Genomic DNA, 18,701 nt, shown 5'->3' with positions numbered 1-18,701 from the left:
ACCCAGAGGGGGATAGCCGAGCAATCCACGCTCCGTTGATCGAAGCGGAGGATGGCGACTCCTGGGGGATCAGCGGGAGCCGTAACGAAGAACGGCTTCTGCGAGCAAAAGCGCAGCGTTGTGAGCAAGGCTGCCTTAATTTCTGCCCAGTTCGCAGAAATACGGCAAAGCGAACCCTCCGCTGTTCGCTTGGCTGAGGGCAAGCCCCCCCCGGAAAGCGCCATCCGCAGCGCAGATCAACATGTTTACATATTTGATTTCACCGAATCATTTCAACAACCCCAGCGACTCCTGCAGCGAACTGTTCACATGCTTGATCAGCAATTCGTCGCCCTTCTTCCGGATATCCTGGCTCACGAAATTCATCATCTCCTGCGCCATATCCGCATCTTCCAAATACGACAGCGACTTCGTCAGGTTCACCTCGAACACACCCGCATTCGACAAATGATGCTGCAGCGACTCCATCTGAGACCCCACCTTCGTCAAATGCCCCGTCACCGTCCGGATCGCACCGTCGATCGTGCTGATCAGCGCCTCCGCATCCGCCTGCGTCGCAAGCGTCCCGTCCTCCAGCCCGAGCGCCTTCGACGACACATCGAACAGGCTCACCTTCAGCTGCTGCGTCGGATTCGCGCCCACATGCAGCGTCAGCTCCATATCCTCCCCGAGAATCTTCTTCGTATTGAACTCCAGCTTCCCGGCCGTATCATCGATCGCCGCAAGAATCTGCTCCAGCTCCTGGCCGCTCGCCGCCCGGTCGGAATCCGTATACGTCCCATTCGCGGTCGACACCGCAAGTTCCCTCGCCCGCTGCAGCAGGCCGTTCACATTGTTCATCCCTTCATTCGCCGACTCCAACACGGAAATCCCGTCCTGCATATTGCGCTGCGCCTGCGAAATTCCGCGGATCTGCGCCCGCATCGTCTCCGAAATCGCCTTGCCCGCCGCATCATCCGCCGCCGTCGCGACCTTCAGGCCCGTCCCGAGATGCCGCAGCGACTTCTCGATCTGCTTATCATTCCGCACGCCGCGGTTCGCCGCTGACTGGATCAGCTCATGGCTGTTGATCCGCATACACTCCACCTCATTCTAAATAGTCGTTGTCCCTGGGTATATCGGCGCGAATTTGTAAAAATGAACGCTTGCCTGCCGATATAACCGACAAAGAAGGGAGGCGGACGCGATCATCACCATCCGCCAGGCAGCCCATGCCTACCGCAGGGCGAACGCGGCATCCCTCCCGCCGCTCACCGCCGTCTGCCGGGCGCTCGAGGCGGCGGGGGGGCAGCTGCATACCGCCCAAGAGTTGCTCGCAGCAGACAATCCGGACTGGCGCAGCGCCGTGCTCGCCGCGCAGGACCTGCTGTTTGAATTAATGGCCATGACCGACGCCTCTGCAGAAGAAGGCGAACGGCTCCTGACCCTCTATATCTATGCCAATCAAACCTTGCTGACCGCCTCGCTGCAGGCGGACGGGGAAGCGCTCGCGGAAATCGAGGCAATTCTCACCGCACTGCACAGCGACTGGCAGGCCGTGCGGGAATCACAGGTAGTCGCAGGGCACGTTTGAACCCACGCCGGGGAACAGCCTGCTGCACAATCCGGGCCGGGGGACAGCCTGCTGCACCATTCGCGTTCTTCCGCGAATTGGGCGGCAGCCTGTCCCCCTACGATGGGATCGCCCATCAACAACGGGATAGCCCCGCAAACACGGCTCCGTGGTTTTGGCACGGAGCCCTCCCTTGAACCCGGGTGGCTGTGCATGCCACAATTCGCGGACGGACGCGAATGGCTGTCATGCACAGGCACCCTGGGGACGCGGAATGGAGCGGTTACGCAAGGGAATGGAGCGGTCAGCCGGGCGAATGGATCGCTTCGCCAGTCGAATGGAGCGGTCAGCGGGCGGAATGGATCGCTTCGCCAGGAGAATGGATCACTTAGCCGCCGGAATGGAGCGGTCCCCCCATCCAAAACAAAAAAACCCGCCCGCAGGCAGGTTCTCCATCCATCTCTCCATCATTTCCCCTTAAAAACAGGTTTCCGCTTCTCCGCAAACGCATCCAGCGCTTCCAATCGGTCCTCGGTCGGAATCGTGATCTCATACGCCTTCCGCTCGATCGTCAATCCTGTCGCGAGATCCGTCTTCATCCCTTGTTTGATCGCGAACTTCGCCTGCTGCAGTGCAATCGGTCCGTTCGCAAGTAGTTTCTCCGCGAACTTCAACGTTTTCTCCTTCAACAGTGCCGCTTCCACCGTCCGCGTCACCAGTCCGCACAGCGCCGCATCCGCCGCATTCAGCCGCGCCGCCGTCAAGATCATCTCGAGCGCTTTCGCCTCGCCGACGAGCCGTGGCAGCCGCTGCGTGCCGCCTGCACCCGGAATGATCGCGAGGCCCGTTTCCGTCAGCCCCATCACCGCGGTATCCGCAGCGAACCGGAAATCGCACGCGAGCGCAAGCTCCATCCCCCCGCCGAACGCGAATCCGTTGATCATGCAGATCGTCGGCTGCGGCATCTGGTCGATCGCCGTGAATACTTCGCCCATCTTGTTCAGGTTCCGCTTCACGTCCTGGTCACTCAGCGTCTTCCGCTCCTTCAAGTCCGCGCCGACACTCAATGCCCGGTCACCCGCGCCCGTCAGTACGACCACCCGCACTTCCGGATCGATCCGGACCGATTCGACAACTTCCCCGAGTTCGCGGATCATGTCGTAATTGAACGCATTCATCGAGTCGGGACGATTCAGCGAAATCCACGCAATTCCGTCATTTTTTTCATACTGGATTGTTTCCATTCCATACACCCCCATGTACTGATATGACACGTTTTTAACATACCATTCCGTGACCTGGATTTCCAGAAAGGGAGGGAGTGGTGAAAATGTCACCTTGCAACCTAGTGCTAATTTGCTACAATATAGGTAAATTGACTGCGGATAGGTGGAATCTTTCAGTGGAAGCAAGCGTATTTGTCGGCAGACAGCCGATCCTCGACCGGCAAGGCAACTTGTTCGGCTATGAATTGTTATACCGGAACAGCGAACAGAACCGGTTTCCGGACGTCGATCCGAACAAGGCGACGGTCGGTGTGCTCGTCAATACGTTCCTGTCCATCGGTGTCGACCGGGTCTCCGGCAGCCATCCTTCGTTCATCAACTTCACCGGCGAACTGCTGGCGCAGGAGATCGTCGACCGGCTCAATCCGTCACGCGTCATCATCGAAGTGCTGGAAACTGTCGAAATCACGCCCGTCCTGCTGACACGGCTCCGCAACCTGAAAGCGAAAGGCTTCCGGATCGCGCTCGATGACTTCATCCTGACGAAGGAGTACGAAGTCGAAAAAGGGCTGTTCCCGCTCGTCGACTTCATCAAGGTCGACTTCATGCAGTCCGGCCGCGAAGAGCGCACACGCATCCAGAACTTCATCCGCATGTATCCGAATGTCGCCCTGCTGGCGGAGAAGATCGAGACGGAAGCGGAATTCGAAGAAGCGAAGAAGGCAGGGTACACACTGTTTCAGGGCTATTTCTTCGCGACCCCCGAAGTGGTGACGGGAATCGAAGTGCCCGTCATTGAAGAGAGCAACATGCTCGTCATGGAACAGCTGAACACAGTCGTCCCGAGCATCCGGGACGTCGCAGCCCTCATCACACACGACCTGTCACTCACGTATAAGCTGCTGCGGTTCATCAACACATACGCATTCGGCATCCCGCGCAAGATCACATCGATCCACCAGGCGATCGTGCTCATCGGCCTGCAGGAGACGAAGAAGTGGCTGTACATCATCACGTTCCACCAGATGGGCGAAGGGGAGGGCCAGGGCCGGACGAAGGCACTTGTCGATTACTCGCTCGTCCGCGCGAAATTGTGCGAACTGCTCGCACGCCGCGCCGGCCACAAAAATTCCGACGAGTATTTCCTGACGGGCATGTTTTCACTGCTCGACGTCATTCTTCACAAAGGGTGGGACGAAATCACGCAGGAAATCCCGCTTGCTGAACAAGTCACGGACACACTGACCGGCGGAGACACCGCACTTGCACCCTTCCTCAAGCTTGCGGAAGCGGTCGAGCGGCTCGACATGGACACGATGGAAGGCTTGAGTGCACAAGTCGACATCCCGATGGACGAGCTGTGCCTCTATTCCCAGCAGGCGAACCGCTGGGCAAGACGGATGGAATGAATTCTTTTTCACTTTCTGCGAGATAGCGTTTCCTTATTCTGCGGCAATTCGGTAGAATGGGTGCAGGAGTTGATGAACATGAAAATTGCGGTCGTGACAGACAGCACCGCCTACTTACCGGAAGACGTTCGCAAACGGCTCGGCATCCACGTCGTGCCGCTTGCGGTCACCATAGATGGGCACGATTACGACGAGGAAGTCGATATCACAACAGAAGAATTCTACGATAAAGTCCGTAACGGCGGGGAACTGCCGAAAACGTCACAGCCACCCGTCGGCCAGTTCGCAGCCAAATTCAAGGAACTGCATGACGATGGTGCAGACGCGATCATCTCGATCCACCTGTCGAGCGGCATCAGCGGCACCTACATGGGCGCCGTACAAGCCGGCGAACTCGCACAGGACTTCGATGTCCGCGCTTTTGACTCGGAGATCTCGTGCTATATGCAGGGGTTCTATGCGATCCGTGCCGCCGAGATGGCGAAAGAGGGCCAACCGCTCGATGCCATCATGGCGGAATTGAATGAAATGAAAAAGACGATGCGCGCATACTTCATGGTGGACGACTTGTCCCACTTGCAGCGCGGCGGCCGGCTGTCCGGGGCGCAAGCGCTCATCGGCGGACTGCTGCAAGTGAAACCGATCCTGCACTTCGTCGACAAAGTCATTGTGCCGTTCGAAAAAATCCGGACGCGCAAGAAAGCGATGAAGCGGATCGCCGACCTGCTTGGCGAGGACGCGGCGAAGATGCCGTTAGATGCGGCAATCATCCACGGCAACTGCCCGGAGGAGGCCGACAAATGGCTCGAAGCACTGAGCGCGCTCTACCCGGACGTGCGGTTCAACATCAGCTACTTCGGACCCGTCATCGGCACGCATCTCGGCGAAGGCGCGATGGGGCTCGGCTGGGTGAAACGCCGGACAAACAACTGACAACTGAACAGCGAAGGGGTGTTGCGGATGAACAAAGCATTCGATCCGGCCGTCAGGGGATTCCTCGACGGCCGCGTCTGGCTGCGTCTGCACACCCTTTTTCCGCGTGAGCAGATCGACGCGCATATCGACCAGGGCTTTATCACCGTCCAGCCCGGCGTCACGATGTCGAAAAACCGCATCGGCCAGTCGACGTTCAAATGCAATCGCTGTGAGAATGAAAACCTGGATCTCTTCACGCAATTCGACTGCCTCGCCTGCGGCGGTCCATGTGCCTACTGCCGCAACTGCTTGCAAATGGGCCGCGTGTCGTGCTGCACGGAGCTCATCCGCTGGAGCGGGCCGCCGTCTGTCTATCCGACGGGGCACGCACTCGCCTGGGCGGGTACATTGACGCCGCACCAGCAGAAAGCGTCCGAGGAACTGCACGAAAGCACGGAGCTGAAGCGGCCGCACCTGATCCACGCCGTGTGCGGCTCGGGGAAGACGGAGATCCTGTTCGAACCGATCCACCGAGCGCTGTCGAAAGGACATCGCGTCTGTCTCGCCGCCCCGCGCGTCGACGTCATCCTCGAACTCGAACCGCGTCTGAAAGCGGCATTCCCGGACACCATCATCGAAGCGCTCTATGGCGGGGCGGACGTCAAACGCTTCGACGCCCAGCTGATCCTCGCGACCACACACCAGCTGTACCGGTTCGACAGCGCATTCGACGTGATCTTTGTCGATGAAGCCGACGCGTTCCCGTACACCGCGGAAGCCACCTTGCAGTACGCCGTGCGAAAAGCGGCGAAACACGGCGCACCCATCCATTTCGTCACCGCGACACCGTCCGACAGGCTGCTCGCGCAAGTCCGCAAAGCCGGCGCTGTTTCGACAATCCACCGCCGCTACCACGGCCACCCGCTGCCGGGCCCACGATATGCTCCGCTTTGGAACTACGCCAAGCAGCTGAAGAAAGGCCGCGTCCCGAAAGTCCTTCATCAGTGGATCAAAGACCGCCTCGACCGCGAAGAACCGTTCCTCGTCTTTTTCCACGAAATCGACCTCATGACAAAAGCCGAACCTCTTATCCAGACACTCGACAGCCGTATCCGCGCCGTCCACTCCGCGCATCCCGACCGGAAAGAGCATGTCCAGGACCTGCGGGCAGGCAAGATTCCGGGCCTCCTGACAACGACGATTCTTGAGCGCGGCATCACCATCAAGAATGTCCAAGTGGCGGTCGTCGGTTCCGAACAGGGCATCTTCGACCGCGGAGCACTCGTACAGATCGGCGGCCGGGTCGGCCGGAACGCGGACTATCCGACCGGCGACTTCGTCCTGTTTCACGACGGCATCAGCTACGCGATGGATGCTGCAAAACGCGAGATCGAACGGCTCAACAGAGGGGGGACCACATGACGACCGTCTGCCTGCTGTGCATGAAACCGATCGGGAGCGACCTGTCGTGGCAAGCCTTCCTCCGTATCGAAAAGAACCGGGCACTTTGTGACAGCTGTTCAAATCGCTTCGTCCGCGCCGACATAATAGAAGAAGGCACCGTGCTCGACCGCGTCCATTCACTGTACGCGTACGACGAGCCGATGCGCGACTGGCTGCACCAGTACAAATTCCTGCAGGACGTCGCACTTGCGGACGTCTTCGCAGATGAACTGAACAAGGCGCTCACCGGCAGGGACATCATCGTGCCGATCCCGATGCATCCGGAGCGCGTCATGGAGCGGACATTCGCCCATGTCGACACACTGCTTGACCGCGCGAAGCGTCCGTACCGGCAGCTGCTCGAAAAACGCACGCTCGCCGTCATGGGCGAGAAGAACCGGCAGGAGCGGCTGGCGATGGGGCCGCTGTTCCGCCTGAAACCGGGAGCGGTCATCGAGCCGGTCACGTACCGGCTCGTCGACGACATCTACACGACGGGCACGACACTGCGCCAGGCAGCGCAGCTGCTGAAAGACGCAGGCGCCGCGCGCGTCGAAGCCGTCACGCTCATCCGGTCCGTGCAGAAATGAATTTGAATACACTGAGCTGAACTGAATGAGGAGGAAACGATATGGCAGAACTGCGAAACTGCCCGTCATGCGGCGAGTTCTTCAACTACACCGGCGTACGGGAAGTATGCCACCGCTGTGGCATGAACGAGGAGAAGATCTACGAAGAGGTGTACCGCTTCCTGCGCAAGCGCGAAAACCGCGCCGCGACGATCGAGCGCATCGTCGAAATGACCGACGCGACGGAGTCGATGCTGCACAAATGGGTGCGCAAAGGCCGGCTCCAGCCCGCCATGTTCCCGAACCTCGGCTACCCATGCGACAACTGCGGCGCGCTGACGACGAAAGGCAAGCTGTGCGACAAGTGCACAGCCGACCTCAAACAGGACCTGAAGACGTTCGAAGCCGCCACCGAATTCCGTGAAGCCATCAAACAGAACGACCAGGCCACCTACCTCTCCAGCCGCAAACCGCGCTGACCCAAAGACTGCCAAAGAGTCCGCACCTGACTTTCCGAGGCAGTCTTTTTATAATGGGGAGAGGGGATAAACAAAGCCCGCCGGCCTGCGCTCCAGGCGTACGCTTTCCGGGGGGCTTGTCCTCAGCCTCCTCGTCGCTGCGCTCCTGCGGGGTCTTCGGACTGCGCTGATCCCCCAGGAGTCGACGCCTTCTGCTCCGGCCTGCTCACTTCATTGAAGACAGTCAGTTAATAAGCCAAGGCGGCAAAATAAAGTTCAATGAACATCACTGAGTTGATCGGAGTGCAGGGCGGCGACTCCTGCGGGAAAAGCATGAGCTTGAGACCCCGCAGGAAGCGCAGCTGACGAGGAGGCTCAAGCCATGCCCGCGGAAAGCGTCCGCCCGGAACGCAGATCAACGCTTTCCACACGTCACTGCGGTTTTCAAGAAAGAAATTATGACAAGATGTAAAGCGCTAACAATGCGGTAGGTATCAGGGATCAGCAATCGATGTTCACACATTTCATACGAAAGACCCTTTAAATCCGAGCCATCCGTCCGAAATAGTAAGTAACAGCCATTATTACAGGAAAGGGGCGAGAACCAATGAAAATCAACAACCACCACGTGCAGCAGGTCAACCCGTACCGGGCCAACCAGACCAAAGCCGAGCAAGTGAAAAAGCAGGAAGCAGTGCCATCCGACAGTCTCCAGATTTCAAAGGAAGCGAAGCAACTGTCCGAGCCGAGCCCGATCGCAGCCCAGCGCAGCGACAAAGTCAGCGCGCTCAAAGCGCAGATCCAGGCTGGCACCTACAAAGTCGACGCTGAACAGCTCGCTTCGGATCTGATCGGCTACTTCCACCCGAAGGCGTAACGCGCACTCATCACATCACAGAAAGCAGGGAACCCCATGACACTGGAAGCGATCCTCACCAACATGGACCAGCTCGAAAAACTGCATAGGAGCCTGCTGCGCATCGCCAACGACAAGACGAACCGCATCAAACAGAACGACATCAGTGCGCTCGACCAGCTGCTGAAAGACGAGCAGGCGCACCTGGCGGCAATACTGCAGACCGACAACGCGCGCGAACAGGCGGTCATCCGCTTCTTCACGGAACAAGGACGTCCCGTACCGCTCCAACCGTCCATCAGCGACGTACTCGAACTCACAGAAGAGCCCGACCACACACGGCTCAAGGAGGCGAAGGACCGTCTCCTGCAAGCGATTCATGAATTGAAATGGCAGAACGACCTGAACCAGAAGCTCACATACCAATCGCTTCAATTCGTGAATCTTTCGCTGGACATGGTCCGTCCCCGGACGGACTCCGTCAACTACTCGAAAAAAGAAATCCAAGGCAACGCGAAAACGCCCGACCTGACGTCGTTCGACTCGCACGCCTGAGGGGGACATCCACATGCGGTCCACATTCATGGGACTCGAAACAAGCAAACGCGGCCTGCAGACCCAGCAGTCCGCTCTTTATACAACCGGGCATAACATCGACAACGCGAACACCCTCGGCTACACGCGTCAGCGTGTCAACATGCGGGCAACGGCCGGCTTCCCGGGCGTCGGCCTGAACGCCGGCACGATGCCCGGCTTCCTCGGCACCGGTGTCGAAGCCGGTTCCATCCAGCGCATCCGGGACTCGTTCGTCGACCAGCAGTACCGCGGTGAAACGAACAAACTCGGCTACTGGGACGCCCGCTCCAAATCGATCGGACAGATCGAGGACATCATGAACGAACCATCCGAATACGGTCTGCAGAAATCCCTCAGCCAGTTCTGGGGCAGCCTGCAGGACCTTGCTACGCATCCGGAGAACGGGGGGGCACGAAAAGTCGTCGTCGAACGAGGGATTGCGGTAGCAGATTCGTTCAATTATATGAATAAATCACTACAAGAATTGAAGACAGGAACGGAAACGGAAATAAATATTACGGTCTCTCAAGTCAATTCTATACTTTCGCAAATCGCCGGATTGAATGATCAAATATCTTCTATAGAACCAAATGGTTACTTGCCGAATGATCTTTATGATGCTAGAGACGTACTAATCGACCAGCTTGCACAAATACTGCCGATTGAAATGGGTAAACCGATTGAATCAGGAGGCAACGCTGTTAAGGGGATTGCCGAGGGTGCGGTTGTGATCAACATCAAGACTGCAAACGGGTCAATTCCTCTCTTGAGCGGAAAGGATGCCGGGCAACTTAGTGCGAATAAAACTGAAGACGCCATTAACGGAGATAAAATTGATAGTTTTTCGATAGCTTCTGTAGGAAGTATTCCTGTTGGCACGTTGAAAGTCAGTGACATGCAGGCGGACAAAGGGACACTAAAATCCCTTGTCACTACCTTCGGAGATGGTACTGATAAAGCGCTTATCCCTCAGATGATCAAGTCGTTAGATAAAATGGCAAATGCCTTTATGAAAGCCTTTAATGATGTCCATAAGGATGGCTATGCACTAGGGGCGGCAACAAAAAGTACAAACGACTTCTTTACCGGTACCGGCGCAGGCGATATGAAGGTAAATGGGGATATTAGTAAAGACCCTTCACTTATAGCCGCTTCTGGTGAAGCTGGTGCAGAGGGAAATGGCGATAATGCAAAAAAACTCGGTAATATCCAGTTCAATAAAAATGGAAATTTGGGCGGCGGAACCATCCAAACCTACTTCCAAGGAATCATCGGCCAGCTCGGAGTCGACGGGGAACAGGCCGCTAAAATGCAATTCAACTCGGAGACATTATTGAAATCCGTCGAGAACCGCCGAGCGTCGATCAGCTCCGTATCACTCGACGAAGAAATGACCGACATGATCAAGTTCCAGCAGGCGTACAACGCGTCCGCCCGGATGATCACCGTCGTCGACGAAACGCTCGATAAGATCATCAACGGCATGGGCGTCGTCGGCAGATAATGAGGAGGACTAGCAATGCGTGTAACCCAATCCATGCTTTCCAATAACATGCTCCGCAACTTGACGACCAATTACAATAAGATGGGCAAGCTGAACGAACAGCTCACGAGCCAGAAAAAGGTCTCACGCCCATCCGACGATCCGGTTGTTGCTATGCGTGGGCTTGCCTATCGGACACAGGTCGACAAAGTCGAACAGTATCAGCGCAACCTGGGGGAAGTGAACAACTGGCTCGACAGCTCCGATGATGCACTCGACAAAGTCGGCGCGGCAATGCATCGTGCGAAAGAGCTTGTCACGAATATGGCGAACACTGGTGCCATGACAGACGGCGATCGTGAAAAGATCAGAGCCGAGTTGGACCAGCTGCGTCAGCAAATACAAGACACGGCCAACACGAAAGTCGGAGATAAGTATCTTTTCAGCGGAACAAAGACAGGGACTGCACTTTTCGGTGATTTTGATAACGATGGAAAGAAAAGATACCCTACAGACGCTGAAATTGGAAAAGGATTTACGTCTGATGTGAATATCGACGTATTCGACGGCGTCCAGCTGAATGTTAATTCCAAAGCAGCTAAGATGTTCAAAGACATCGACGGTATCTTTGATAAGCTGAAGGATACTTCAACGGACACCGATGCCATGATCGGCGAAATCGATGCAATGATGGACACGGTTTTGACAGAACGCGCCGACCTCGGAGCGCGCCAGAACCGCGCCGAGCTCATGAACAACCGTCTTGAATCCCAAGCGGGCATCGCGAAGAAACAGATGTCCCAGAACGAGGACATCGACATCGAAAAAGTCATCACCGAACTGATCACCCAAGAATCGGTGAACCGCGCGGCCCTATCAGCAGGCGCGCGCATCATCCAGCCATCGCTGGTCGACTTCCTCCGATAACAAAGCCGCACGAGCGTGCCAGGTACTCTTGTGCCTGGCATTTTTCATAGCCATGGAAAGAAGGTGTCCATATGGATATTCCAAAACTGCAGATCCAGACAACCCCCGGCAGACTCGGCCTGCAAATCGACAAACCGGTCCAGCAGATCGAACAGCCGAGAGCAATCCTGGACATCCAGCAGCCTGCTGCAATACTAGAAATCTCGACTACGCGATCACGATTGTCGATCGACACGACCGAAGTGCGGGCGGATATCGATATGAAAAGCGTCTTCCGCCGCACCCAAGAATGGGCACAGCAAGGACGGCAGGGCGGACTCGACGGTACCGGCCGCCGGGCGGAAGAAGGGCGGCAGATGATGGAGATCGAAAATGGCGGAGGTGCCATTCCTGCCATCGCGAAGCAGAACGGAAGTCCGCCGACTGCACCGCTCGGCATCCGCTTCGTCGGCGATCGTTCCAAAATCCAGTTGAGCATCACGCCGGGCACGACGACCATCAACGCAACACCACAGAAACCGATCATCAATGCCCAAGTCAACAAACCAATCCACACGTACACACCCGGCAAAGTGACCGGCACCATGGAACAGTACCCATCCATCCAGATCGACTGGAAAGGATAATCCGTACACCGAAGGAGACACCCGCATGACCATCCAGACCAAATTCCACGGCGAACTCGACCTGGACACACTCACGCAATGGACATTCCCGAAAGGACTGCCCGGGCTCGAAGACGAAACAACATTCGTCCTCCTGCCGATCGAAGGCAACGACAGCTTCCAAGTCATGCAGTCCGTCCACACACCAGGCGTCGCACTCATCGTCGCGAACCCATACACCGTCGTCAGCGACTACTCATTCGCCATCGACGACCCGACCATCGAACTGCTCGGCATCGACTCACAGGAAGACCTCATGATCCTGTCCGTCATGTCCATGAAAGACCCATTCGAATCATCGACCATCAACCTGCAGGCACCGCTCATCTTCAACATCCAGAACCACACCGCCAAGCAGATGATCCTGAACGACACCAACTACAGCCTGCGCACACCTATCGGCACACCGGCACAAAAGGGGGCCCGCTGACATGCTCGTCCTCTCCCGCAAACCGAACGAATCCATCAAAATCGGCGACAACATCGAACTCAAAATCATCGAAATCAAAGGCGAAACCGTCCGCATCGGCATCGAAGCCCCAAAATCCGTAGAAATCCTGCGCGGCGAACTGGTCGAGTCCATCTCCGAAAGCAACAACGAAGCAATCGAAATCGACCTAAGCCTTTTCAACCAACTGAAGAAAAAATAAAAAAGAGCCCACTCGGCTCTTTTTTTCATACCGCATCTTCTAACACACTTAGCACAACACCATCACCCACCCGGGTACCTGTGCGTGACATCCATTCGCGTTCTACCGCGAATTGTGGCATGCACAGATACCCGGGTAGAAAGAAAGTTCCATCTACCAACCACACCCCACGCCAGCGCCTCCCCAGGGTGCCTGCTGCACGACACCATTCGCGTCCTTCCGCGAATTGTGACGTGCACAGCCACCCGGGTAGAATGGGACCGCCACCCACGCACTCCGCCCAGAGGGACCCATTCATGCCAAAACCATAGAACCGTATATGCGGGGCTATCCCGCTGTTTTCTGACTCTCCCATTCACAGGGTGCCAGGCTGCCGCCCAATTCGCGGAAGGACGCGAATGGAGCAGCAGGCTGTCCCCCGCCGTGGGAAAGTAACCGTGCCAATATCACGGATAAGCAACCGCATAAACCCCTCTCTATACAAAGAGAAAAATATCCAAAATCTTTCCCGAAAAACACTAAACAATAATGGCCCCCCTCCGATACTAATACTGTAAGCAAGAGAAGGATGGTTCGGCCGGCATCCCGATCGTGCAAACAAAAAACAAACGGGTCACAAGGATGTGAACCCTCACAACTCAAGGAGGAAACAACAATGATTATCAATCACAACATCGCAGCACTAAACACACACCGTCAACTCGGCGCGAACAACACGAACGCTTCTAAAAACCTCGAGAAATTGTCTTCAGGTTTGAAGATCAACCGCGCAGGAGACGATGCTGCTGGTTTGGCTATCTCTGAAAAGATGCGTGGTCAAATTCGTGGTTTGGATATGGCTCAAAAGAACTCACAAGACGGTATCTCCTTAATTCAAACTGCTGAAGGTGCATTAAATGAAACACATGCTATTCTCCAACGTATGAGAGAACTAGCAGTACAATCTGCTAACGATACAAACGACGATTCAACTGACAGAGCAGCAATTCAAAAAGAAGTAGATGAATTGGCAAAAGAAATCACAAGAGTTGCAGAAACTACTCAATTCAATGGCAAAACATTGATGAACGGCTCATATGCAGCCACTGGTGGCTCAGCGTTAACGTTCCAGATTGGTGCCAATATGGGCCAAAATGTAACGTTGAATATTTCTAAGATGGATGCCGCAACACTATCTGTAGGTAGTGGAAATAGCCAATCGGGTACAGGCATTTCGGTAAGTACGCAATCCGCCGCTAATACTGCAATCTCAGTATTAGATAAAGCTATTAAGACTGTGGCGACTGAACGTTCTAACTTAGGAGCAATGCAAAATCGTTTGGAACACACAATCAACAATCTAGGTACTTCTTCTGAAAACTTGACTGCCGCTGAATCACGTATTCGTGATGTCGACATGGCAAAAGAGATGATGTCGTTTACTAAAAACAATATTCTTACTCAAGCAGCTCAAGCAATGTTGGCACAGGCAAATCAACAACCACAAGGTGTACTTCAACTACTTCGATAAAATAGTGAACCTATCTCGATTAAGAGATAGGTTCATCAAAAAAATCGTACTTTAAATCGGTGCGATTTTTTTGATGAACCTATATAAGGATGTGTATATATGACACCCACATTATCAGTTTGCATGATAGTGAGAAACGAAGAAAAAGTAATTGGAAGATGTCTTGAATCAATAGTTGGTATTGCTGACGAAATTATCGTGGTGGACACGGGATCCTCTGATCAAACAAAAAGTATTGCTTCAATATATACAAATAAAATTTACGACTTTACTTGGAGTAACGATTTCTCAGCGGCAAGAAACTATGCAGCTTCTAAGGCGATAGGGAATTGGATTTTGGCATTAGATGCTGATGAATATCTAGACAGAAAGTCTTTTGAAAAGTTTAAAACTGAGTTACAAATCAATCCTCCAATATTTAATATCATAGGCCTGCAAATAGTTAGTTTTATTGGTGAGAAAGGGAATAACACCGCCTTGAACTACCATGAACGTTTATATAGAAATAATTCGGATATATTTTACGTCAGAAATATACACGAGGTATTAAAACATAGATATTCTCAGGAAGTATCAGGTGTAAAAGACTTGCAAATTTATCATACTGGATACTTGACAGAAGTAATGCAGGATAAAAATAAATCTTCGAGAAATCTCGCATTATTGTTAGGAAAAAAAGATAAGGAACCAATGGATTATTTTTTTATTGCAAATGAATACAGAAACCTCAATAAACTTAACCAAGCTATTAGGTATTATCGAAAAGCCTATTCATTAAAACCCAACATCGACTATGATTGGGTAAAAAAAACACTCTTATTTTTGACTGAAACATTGCATAGTTGTAAGAGAGATAAAGAAGCTTTAGAGATATTGGAATCTTGTATAGAGATATATCCTAATTTAGTTGATTATAAATTTTTTAAGGGAGCAATCCTCTTTGATTTAAAAAGTTATGATAAATCGAAAATAGTATTTGAGGAAATCTTATTTCAAAAGGAAAATCTCGTTGCAGATTCAAGTATTGATTTTTTAGAGTTGTCCCCTCTTAAATATCTTGGTCAAATTTATGAGATAGAGAATGAAGTGGAAAAGGCTGTTAAAAGCTTTTCAAGAGCTCTATCATTAAATAAATCTGACGATCAATTGTGGATAAAATTAATAAGTGTACTAGCGAGCCAGACAACTCTAGAAGAATTGTCTGTGTTTCTAAATAATAATTTGTTAAAAGAGAAGTCCATGACTCCCTTAAAGGTTATTAAAATTTTATTAGCTATTCCAAATATGGATGTTCAAAAGCTCAGTCGCTCGCTACTTACAGAGTCATTAACTGAAGTGCAACATGATGCTTTGCTACTTAAAAACTTATTGTTAGATAATCGTGAAAATGAAGTTCTGAATTACTTTGTAGATCGAGATGGGAACAAAGCTATCGAAGTATTGGCAACAGGAATATTCAGTATCACAGATTTTATTATACTATCTATAACTAATAATTCTTTAGGGCTAAGAGAATTTTTGTATGAAATAAAATACGATCAGTCCTTAAATAATTTATATAATTTGATCTTCAAAGGAACTGCCAACAAGTTAAGCCTAACAGAAGAAAATTTATATATTAAAATTAGCGAGCAAGCAAAAGTTATGAATAATTCAAAAAGTATAGAATTACTTTATTGTAAAAGTTATCATCTTAGTAAAAATGGACGAGAAAAAGTAAGGGAAGTTTTAAAATGAGGATTCAAATTAGAAATCAAATTACAGAATTGCTATCTACCATTAAAGAAGGTGCTTCTTTTACGAGGAGAGGAGATCAGGATACTGCATATATAGTAGCTAGGGACTGTTTGGAGGCCATTAACTCAATCGCCTTCACAATAGAGGGAAGTATTAGTAACGAGCGTAATAAGGAATATTATGTTGTTATAAATCGTGTGAAAAACAACTTCAATATACTTTTACAAAACATTAATTCGAATAATAAAGTATGCGAAGAAGCTGAAAATATTATTGCATGTATTGATCAATTGAAAATTATGTTGAGCAATGAAAAAGAAGTTAAAAAAGAAGTTTTGTTTCTTCCTTATAAATATTCCATGTGGGATTCTTTAGAAAGTATATGGCAAGCATCTCAAGAAGACGATAATTGTAATAGCTTTGTTTTGCCAATCCCTTACTATGAAAGAGATACTCAAGGGTTGCTGAAAAATAGGCAGTATGAAGGTGATAACTTTTTAAATAATAATATTCCAATAATTTCCTATGAAGATTATGATATCAGTAAAAGAAACCCGGATATTATCTATATTCACAACCCTTACGATGATCAAAATCTGGTTACCTCAATATCTCCGGAATTCTATACTAGCCAATTGAAGAGGTTTACAAATATGCTTGTGTATGTTCCTTACTTCATCGCTAGTCCATATAGTGATATAAGGCAATCTGCATCGTTTTGTATAAATAAAGGGGTGGCAAACGCCGATAAAATAATTTTACAATCACATATGTTAAAAGAAGTATATAAAGAAAACGATGTAGATGAAAACAAATTAGTCGTGCTAGGTTCTCCTAAAGTTGATGCAGCGTTAAAACTTAATAGAAAAGAGATTCAATTACCATCTGAATGGAATGAAAAAATAGGAACCAATAAAGTTATTTTGTTAAGTAGTACAATAGATAGTTTATTAAATATTGATAATTATCTTCCTCGTTTAGCAGAAAATATTAACTTACTTATCAAAAAAAAGGGTGTAACGTTAATATGGAGGCCCCATCCGCTATTAGAAACTACAATAAAAGCGATGAAACCTTCCTATTTTGACGAGTATATTAAAATAAAAAAAATAGTTTTAGAAAGCGACTCATGTATTCTAGATAATAGATCAAATTTTGATATATCCTTTAAATTTTCAGATGCTTTAATTTCTGAGAATAGTTCTTTGATTCAATCGTATATAATGAGTGGAAAACCAATTTTAATTATAGGGAATTTTATTATAGAAGAAAGAAAAAAGTTTTTAAACAGTGATATACTGTCGTGCTACTTTGAAAGTTCATTAAGCATTGTGGAGTTTGTAGACTTGGTAATTAAAAATGAAGATCCGTTAGCAAATAAACGGCTTAATAGGTATATCAAATCTTTGGTAAATACTGATGGGAATTGCGGAAGTGAAATTCATAAGTATATTTCCCAACAGATTAAGTGAAAGTTAAATTTTATTAAGGTACCACAAAGTGCTTAAAAATATATCTTAAATGGCAATAATAAAATAACCAAGTAGATAAAATCCAGTGTGTTCATCAATGGATATATCTCCTTTTAACTCTTAACAAGCTGTTTCTACCTTGTATTTATCTCTGTGATTCTCTTACAGCTCCGGCATCTATATCTTAAACTGAACAGCGCACTGTTGGTATTCTAGAATTTTCCTGGTAACTATATAAGTGTTTTATAGACGCGTCTAATGGTTTAGTAGATAAATCGGCTACCGCTTTTCCTGTGGAATATTACTTCAAAGATATCCGTTGTAGCGCTCTTTCGATTTTCGCTCGTTAGGAACAAAGGGTGACGGAAATAGTCGTTTTTAATTATGTGTAATCCCTGGAGTAGTAGTGTCTCGTTTTTTCTCTCGGTGGACGTCAACAAGGCCTTATCGCCGAGTTTCATACCCTCTGCCGTTTCGATCTTAATGTGACCGGATTCAATGCGATCCTCTACTTCAGTAAGGCGCTCGTCAATCCTTTGGCCACAAATATACTAGTTTTAACGGACCTACATGGTCTTTGTCTCGTCTGATTTTATTGGTAAATCGATATTCCGGACGCTCATCGCATCTATAAGATGTATAACGTCTTGGTGGAGATAATAAATTTGTTTCTCCAGCCGGCTTTTCTTCCAGCAAAGCCAAAGTAGGCATCCGGCGACCAGCCATGATGGATAATCCGATCACAAGCGAACTCATGAATTCACCGATTGTGAGCAGCTTACTTTTAGCCCCGCAGTTCAGCCAATTGCGTTCGTATACCGCCTGTTCTGTGTCAACGAAATAGACAGTAAATTGTAGCCCTACGGTCCTCAGCTAAGTCGTCGAACCGCGCCTCAGTTCATAGGCAATCGCTTGGTGTTACCATTCCGTGCAATATTCGATGCTTCGATTGGTGTGATTTACGCTATGAAGGATAGTGTTTGGATACGATCAAAGGGAGACAAGGGGTTATTCCTTCAATTTTGCGTCGTATTCTCAGTGTGTGCAATTATAAATCTTCATCTCACAATGAGTCTCGTAACCTAAAAAATACATGGAATTTAATGATTGTATTTTTTTATGCGTGTTGTTTATCCGAAATTATATAGATAATCTATTGTTACTTTCTGTTGTCACACGAGTTGTTTCCTGATTTCCAAACGCCATTCGAGCGCAAAGAAGCAGGCGCAAAAAGCCTGTAAAGGAAAATGACT

Annotated in this window: 18 protein-coding genes; 16 read left to right on the top strand and 2 right to left on the bottom strand. The window is 50.4% G+C overall.

Features of this window, described 5'->3' with window-relative positions:
• Positions 1-267: 267 nt before the first annotated feature.
• Positions 268-1,077, bottom strand: coding sequence for a flagellin (locus QWT68_RS08570; protein ID WP_290147877.1), 810 nt, complete (start codon positions 1,075-1,077; stop codon positions 268-270).
• 109 nt (positions 1,078-1,186) lie between these two features.
• Between QWT68_RS08570 and QWT68_RS08565 the strand changes: the two genes are divergently transcribed.
• Entirely contained in the window at positions 1,187-1,573 is a 387-nt protein-coding gene (locus tag QWT68_RS08565; RefSeq protein WP_348539794.1) for a flagellar protein FliS, read from the top strand.
• A gap of 446 nt (positions 1,574-2,019) precedes the next feature.
• Here the strand turns inward: QWT68_RS08565 and QWT68_RS08560 are convergent, their stop codons facing one another.
• Positions 2,020-2,796: an enoyl-CoA hydratase-related protein gene (locus tag QWT68_RS08560; RefSeq protein ID WP_290147876.1), complete on the bottom strand. Its 777-nt coding sequence runs from the start codon at positions 2,794-2,796 to the stop codon at positions 2,020-2,022.
• Between the two features lie 158 nt (positions 2,797-2,954).
• Between QWT68_RS08560 and QWT68_RS08555 the strand changes: the two genes are divergently transcribed.
• The 15 genes from QWT68_RS08555 to QWT68_RS08485 all read left to right on the top strand — a co-directional run bounded on the left by QWT68_RS08555 (position 2,955) and on the right by QWT68_RS08485 (position 17,448).
• Positions 2,955-4,187: an EAL and HDOD domain-containing protein gene (locus tag QWT68_RS08555; protein WP_290147875.1), complete on the top strand. Its 1,233-nt coding sequence runs from the start codon at positions 2,955-2,957 to the stop codon at positions 4,185-4,187.
• A gap of 78 nt (positions 4,188-4,265) precedes the next feature.
• On the top strand, positions 4,266-5,120 hold the full coding sequence (locus tag QWT68_RS08550; protein ID WP_290147874.1) for a DegV family protein: 855 nt from the start codon (positions 4,266-4,268) through the stop codon (positions 5,118-5,120).
• Positions 5,121-5,147: 27 nt separating this feature from the next.
• Positions 5,148-6,524, top strand: a complete 1,377-nt coding sequence (locus QWT68_RS08545) for an ATP-dependent helicase ComFA (protein WP_290147873.1) — start codon at positions 5,148-5,150, stop codon at positions 6,522-6,524.
• Complete coding sequence (locus QWT68_RS08540; protein ID WP_290147871.1) at positions 6,521-7,135, top strand: ComF family protein; 615 nt, start codon at positions 6,521-6,523, stop codon at positions 7,133-7,135. The genes QWT68_RS08545 and QWT68_RS08540 overlap by 4 nt, the downstream gene beginning before the upstream one ends.
• A gap of 41 nt (positions 7,136-7,176) precedes the next feature.
• A complete protein-coding gene (locus QWT68_RS08535; RefSeq protein WP_290147869.1) occupies positions 7,177-7,593 on the top strand; it encodes a TIGR03826 family flagellar region protein in 417 nt (138 codons plus the stop codon).
• A gap of 586 nt (positions 7,594-8,179) precedes the next feature.
• Complete coding sequence (gene flgM / locus QWT68_RS08530) at positions 8,180-8,449, top strand: flagellar biosynthesis anti-sigma factor FlgM (RefSeq protein ID WP_290147867.1); 270 nt, start codon at positions 8,180-8,182, stop codon at positions 8,447-8,449.
• A 36-nt stretch (positions 8,450-8,485) separates the two neighbouring features.
• A complete protein-coding gene (locus tag QWT68_RS08525) occupies positions 8,486-8,983 on the top strand; it encodes a flagellar protein FlgN (RefSeq protein WP_290147866.1) in 498 nt (165 codons plus the stop codon).
• Positions 8,984-8,996: 13 nt separating this feature from the next.
• Positions 8,997-10,508, top strand: a complete 1,512-nt coding sequence (gene flgK, locus QWT68_RS08520; RefSeq protein ID WP_290147865.1) for a flagellar hook-associated protein FlgK — start codon at positions 8,997-8,999, stop codon at positions 10,506-10,508.
• Between the two features lie 15 nt (positions 10,509-10,523).
• A complete protein-coding gene (gene flgL, locus QWT68_RS08515; protein ID WP_290147864.1) occupies positions 10,524-11,414 on the top strand; it encodes a flagellar hook-associated protein FlgL in 891 nt (296 codons plus the stop codon).
• A gap of 71 nt (positions 11,415-11,485) precedes the next feature.
• Entirely contained in the window at positions 11,486-12,040 is a 555-nt protein-coding gene (locus QWT68_RS08510) for a DUF6470 family protein (protein ID WP_290147862.1), read from the top strand.
• Between the two features lie 25 nt (positions 12,041-12,065).
• Positions 12,066-12,509 (top strand): flagellar assembly protein FliW, encoded by a 444-nt coding sequence (gene fliW, locus QWT68_RS08505; protein ID WP_290147860.1) that lies wholly within the window; start codon positions 12,066-12,068, stop codon positions 12,507-12,509.
• Position 12,510: 1 nt separating this feature from the next.
• Complete coding sequence (gene csrA / locus QWT68_RS08500; protein WP_290147859.1) at positions 12,511-12,729, top strand: carbon storage regulator CsrA; 219 nt, start codon at positions 12,511-12,513, stop codon at positions 12,727-12,729.
• A gap of 655 nt (positions 12,730-13,384) precedes the next feature.
• Positions 13,385-14,239, top strand: coding sequence for a flagellin Hag (hag, locus tag QWT68_RS08495; protein ID WP_290147858.1), 855 nt, complete (start codon positions 13,385-13,387; stop codon positions 14,237-14,239).
• A 99-nt stretch (positions 14,240-14,338) separates the two neighbouring features.
• Complete coding sequence (locus tag QWT68_RS08490; RefSeq protein WP_290147857.1) at positions 14,339-15,976, top strand: glycosyltransferase; 1,638 nt, start codon at positions 14,339-14,341, stop codon at positions 15,974-15,976.
• Complete coding sequence (locus QWT68_RS08485) at positions 15,973-17,448, top strand: CDP-glycerol glycerophosphotransferase family protein (RefSeq protein WP_290147856.1); 1,476 nt, start codon at positions 15,973-15,975, stop codon at positions 17,446-17,448. Before QWT68_RS08490 ends, QWT68_RS08485 begins: the two co-directional genes overlap by 4 nt.
• The last annotated feature ends 1,253 nt before the right edge of the window (positions 17,449-18,701 follow it).

It is taken from the genome of Sporosarcina trichiuri, from assembly GCF_030406775.1.
GTDB lineage: Bacteria > Bacillota > Bacilli > Bacillales_A > Planococcaceae > Sporosarcina > Sporosarcina trichiuri.
This window is presented reverse-complemented; position numbering and strand designations above follow the sequence as displayed.

What these genes read in the sequence shown, in the direction of transcription:
- csrA (WP_290147859.1), top strand. Translation starts at nt 12,511, where the DNA reads ATGCTCGTCCTCTCCCGCAAACCGAACGAATCCATCAAAATCGGCGAC.
- flgM (WP_290147867.1), top strand. Translation starts at nt 8,180, where the DNA reads ATGAAAATCAACAACCACCACGTGCAGCAGGTCAACCCGTACCGGGCC.
- QWT68_RS08535 (WP_290147869.1), top strand. Translation starts at nt 7,177, where the DNA reads ATGGCAGAACTGCGAAACTGCCCGTCATGCGGCGAGTTCTTCAACTAC.
- QWT68_RS08510 (WP_290147862.1), top strand. Translation starts at nt 11,486, where the DNA reads ATGGATATTCCAAAACTGCAGATCCAGACAACCCCCGGCAGACTCGGC.
- flgK (WP_290147865.1), top strand. Translation starts at nt 8,997, where the DNA reads ATGCGGTCCACATTCATGGGACTCGAAACAAGCAAACGCGGCCTGCAG.
- QWT68_RS08545 (WP_290147873.1), top strand. Translation starts at nt 5,148, where the DNA reads ATGAACAAAGCATTCGATCCGGCCGTCAGGGGATTCCTCGACGGCCGC.
- hag (WP_290147858.1), top strand. Translation starts at nt 13,385, where the DNA reads ATGATTATCAATCACAACATCGCAGCACTAAACACACACCGTCAACTC.
- QWT68_RS08525 (WP_290147866.1), top strand. Translation starts at nt 8,486, where the DNA reads ATGACACTGGAAGCGATCCTCACCAACATGGACCAGCTCGAAAAACTG.
- QWT68_RS08540 (WP_290147871.1), top strand. Translation starts at nt 6,521, where the DNA reads ATGACGACCGTCTGCCTGCTGTGCATGAAACCGATCGGGAGCGACCTG.
- QWT68_RS08570 (WP_290147877.1), bottom strand. Translation starts at nt 1,077, where the DNA reads ATGCGGATCAACAGCCATGAGCTGATCCAGTCAGCGGCGAACCGCGGC.
- QWT68_RS08485 (WP_290147856.1), top strand. Translation starts at nt 15,973, where the DNA reads ATGAGGATTCAAATTAGAAATCAAATTACAGAATTGCTATCTACCATT.
- QWT68_RS08550 (WP_290147874.1), top strand. Translation starts at nt 4,266, where the DNA reads ATGAAAATTGCGGTCGTGACAGACAGCACCGCCTACTTACCGGAAGAC.
- flgL (WP_290147864.1), top strand. Translation starts at nt 10,524, where the DNA reads ATGCGTGTAACCCAATCCATGCTTTCCAATAACATGCTCCGCAACTTG.
- fliW (WP_290147860.1), top strand. Translation starts at nt 12,066, where the DNA reads ATGACCATCCAGACCAAATTCCACGGCGAACTCGACCTGGACACACTC.
- QWT68_RS08560 (WP_290147876.1), bottom strand. Translation starts at nt 2,796, where the DNA reads ATGGAAACAATCCAGTATGAAAAAAATGACGGAATTGCGTGGATTTCG.
- QWT68_RS08490 (WP_290147857.1), top strand. Translation starts at nt 14,339, where the DNA reads ATGACACCCACATTATCAGTTTGCATGATAGTGAGAAACGAAGAAAAA.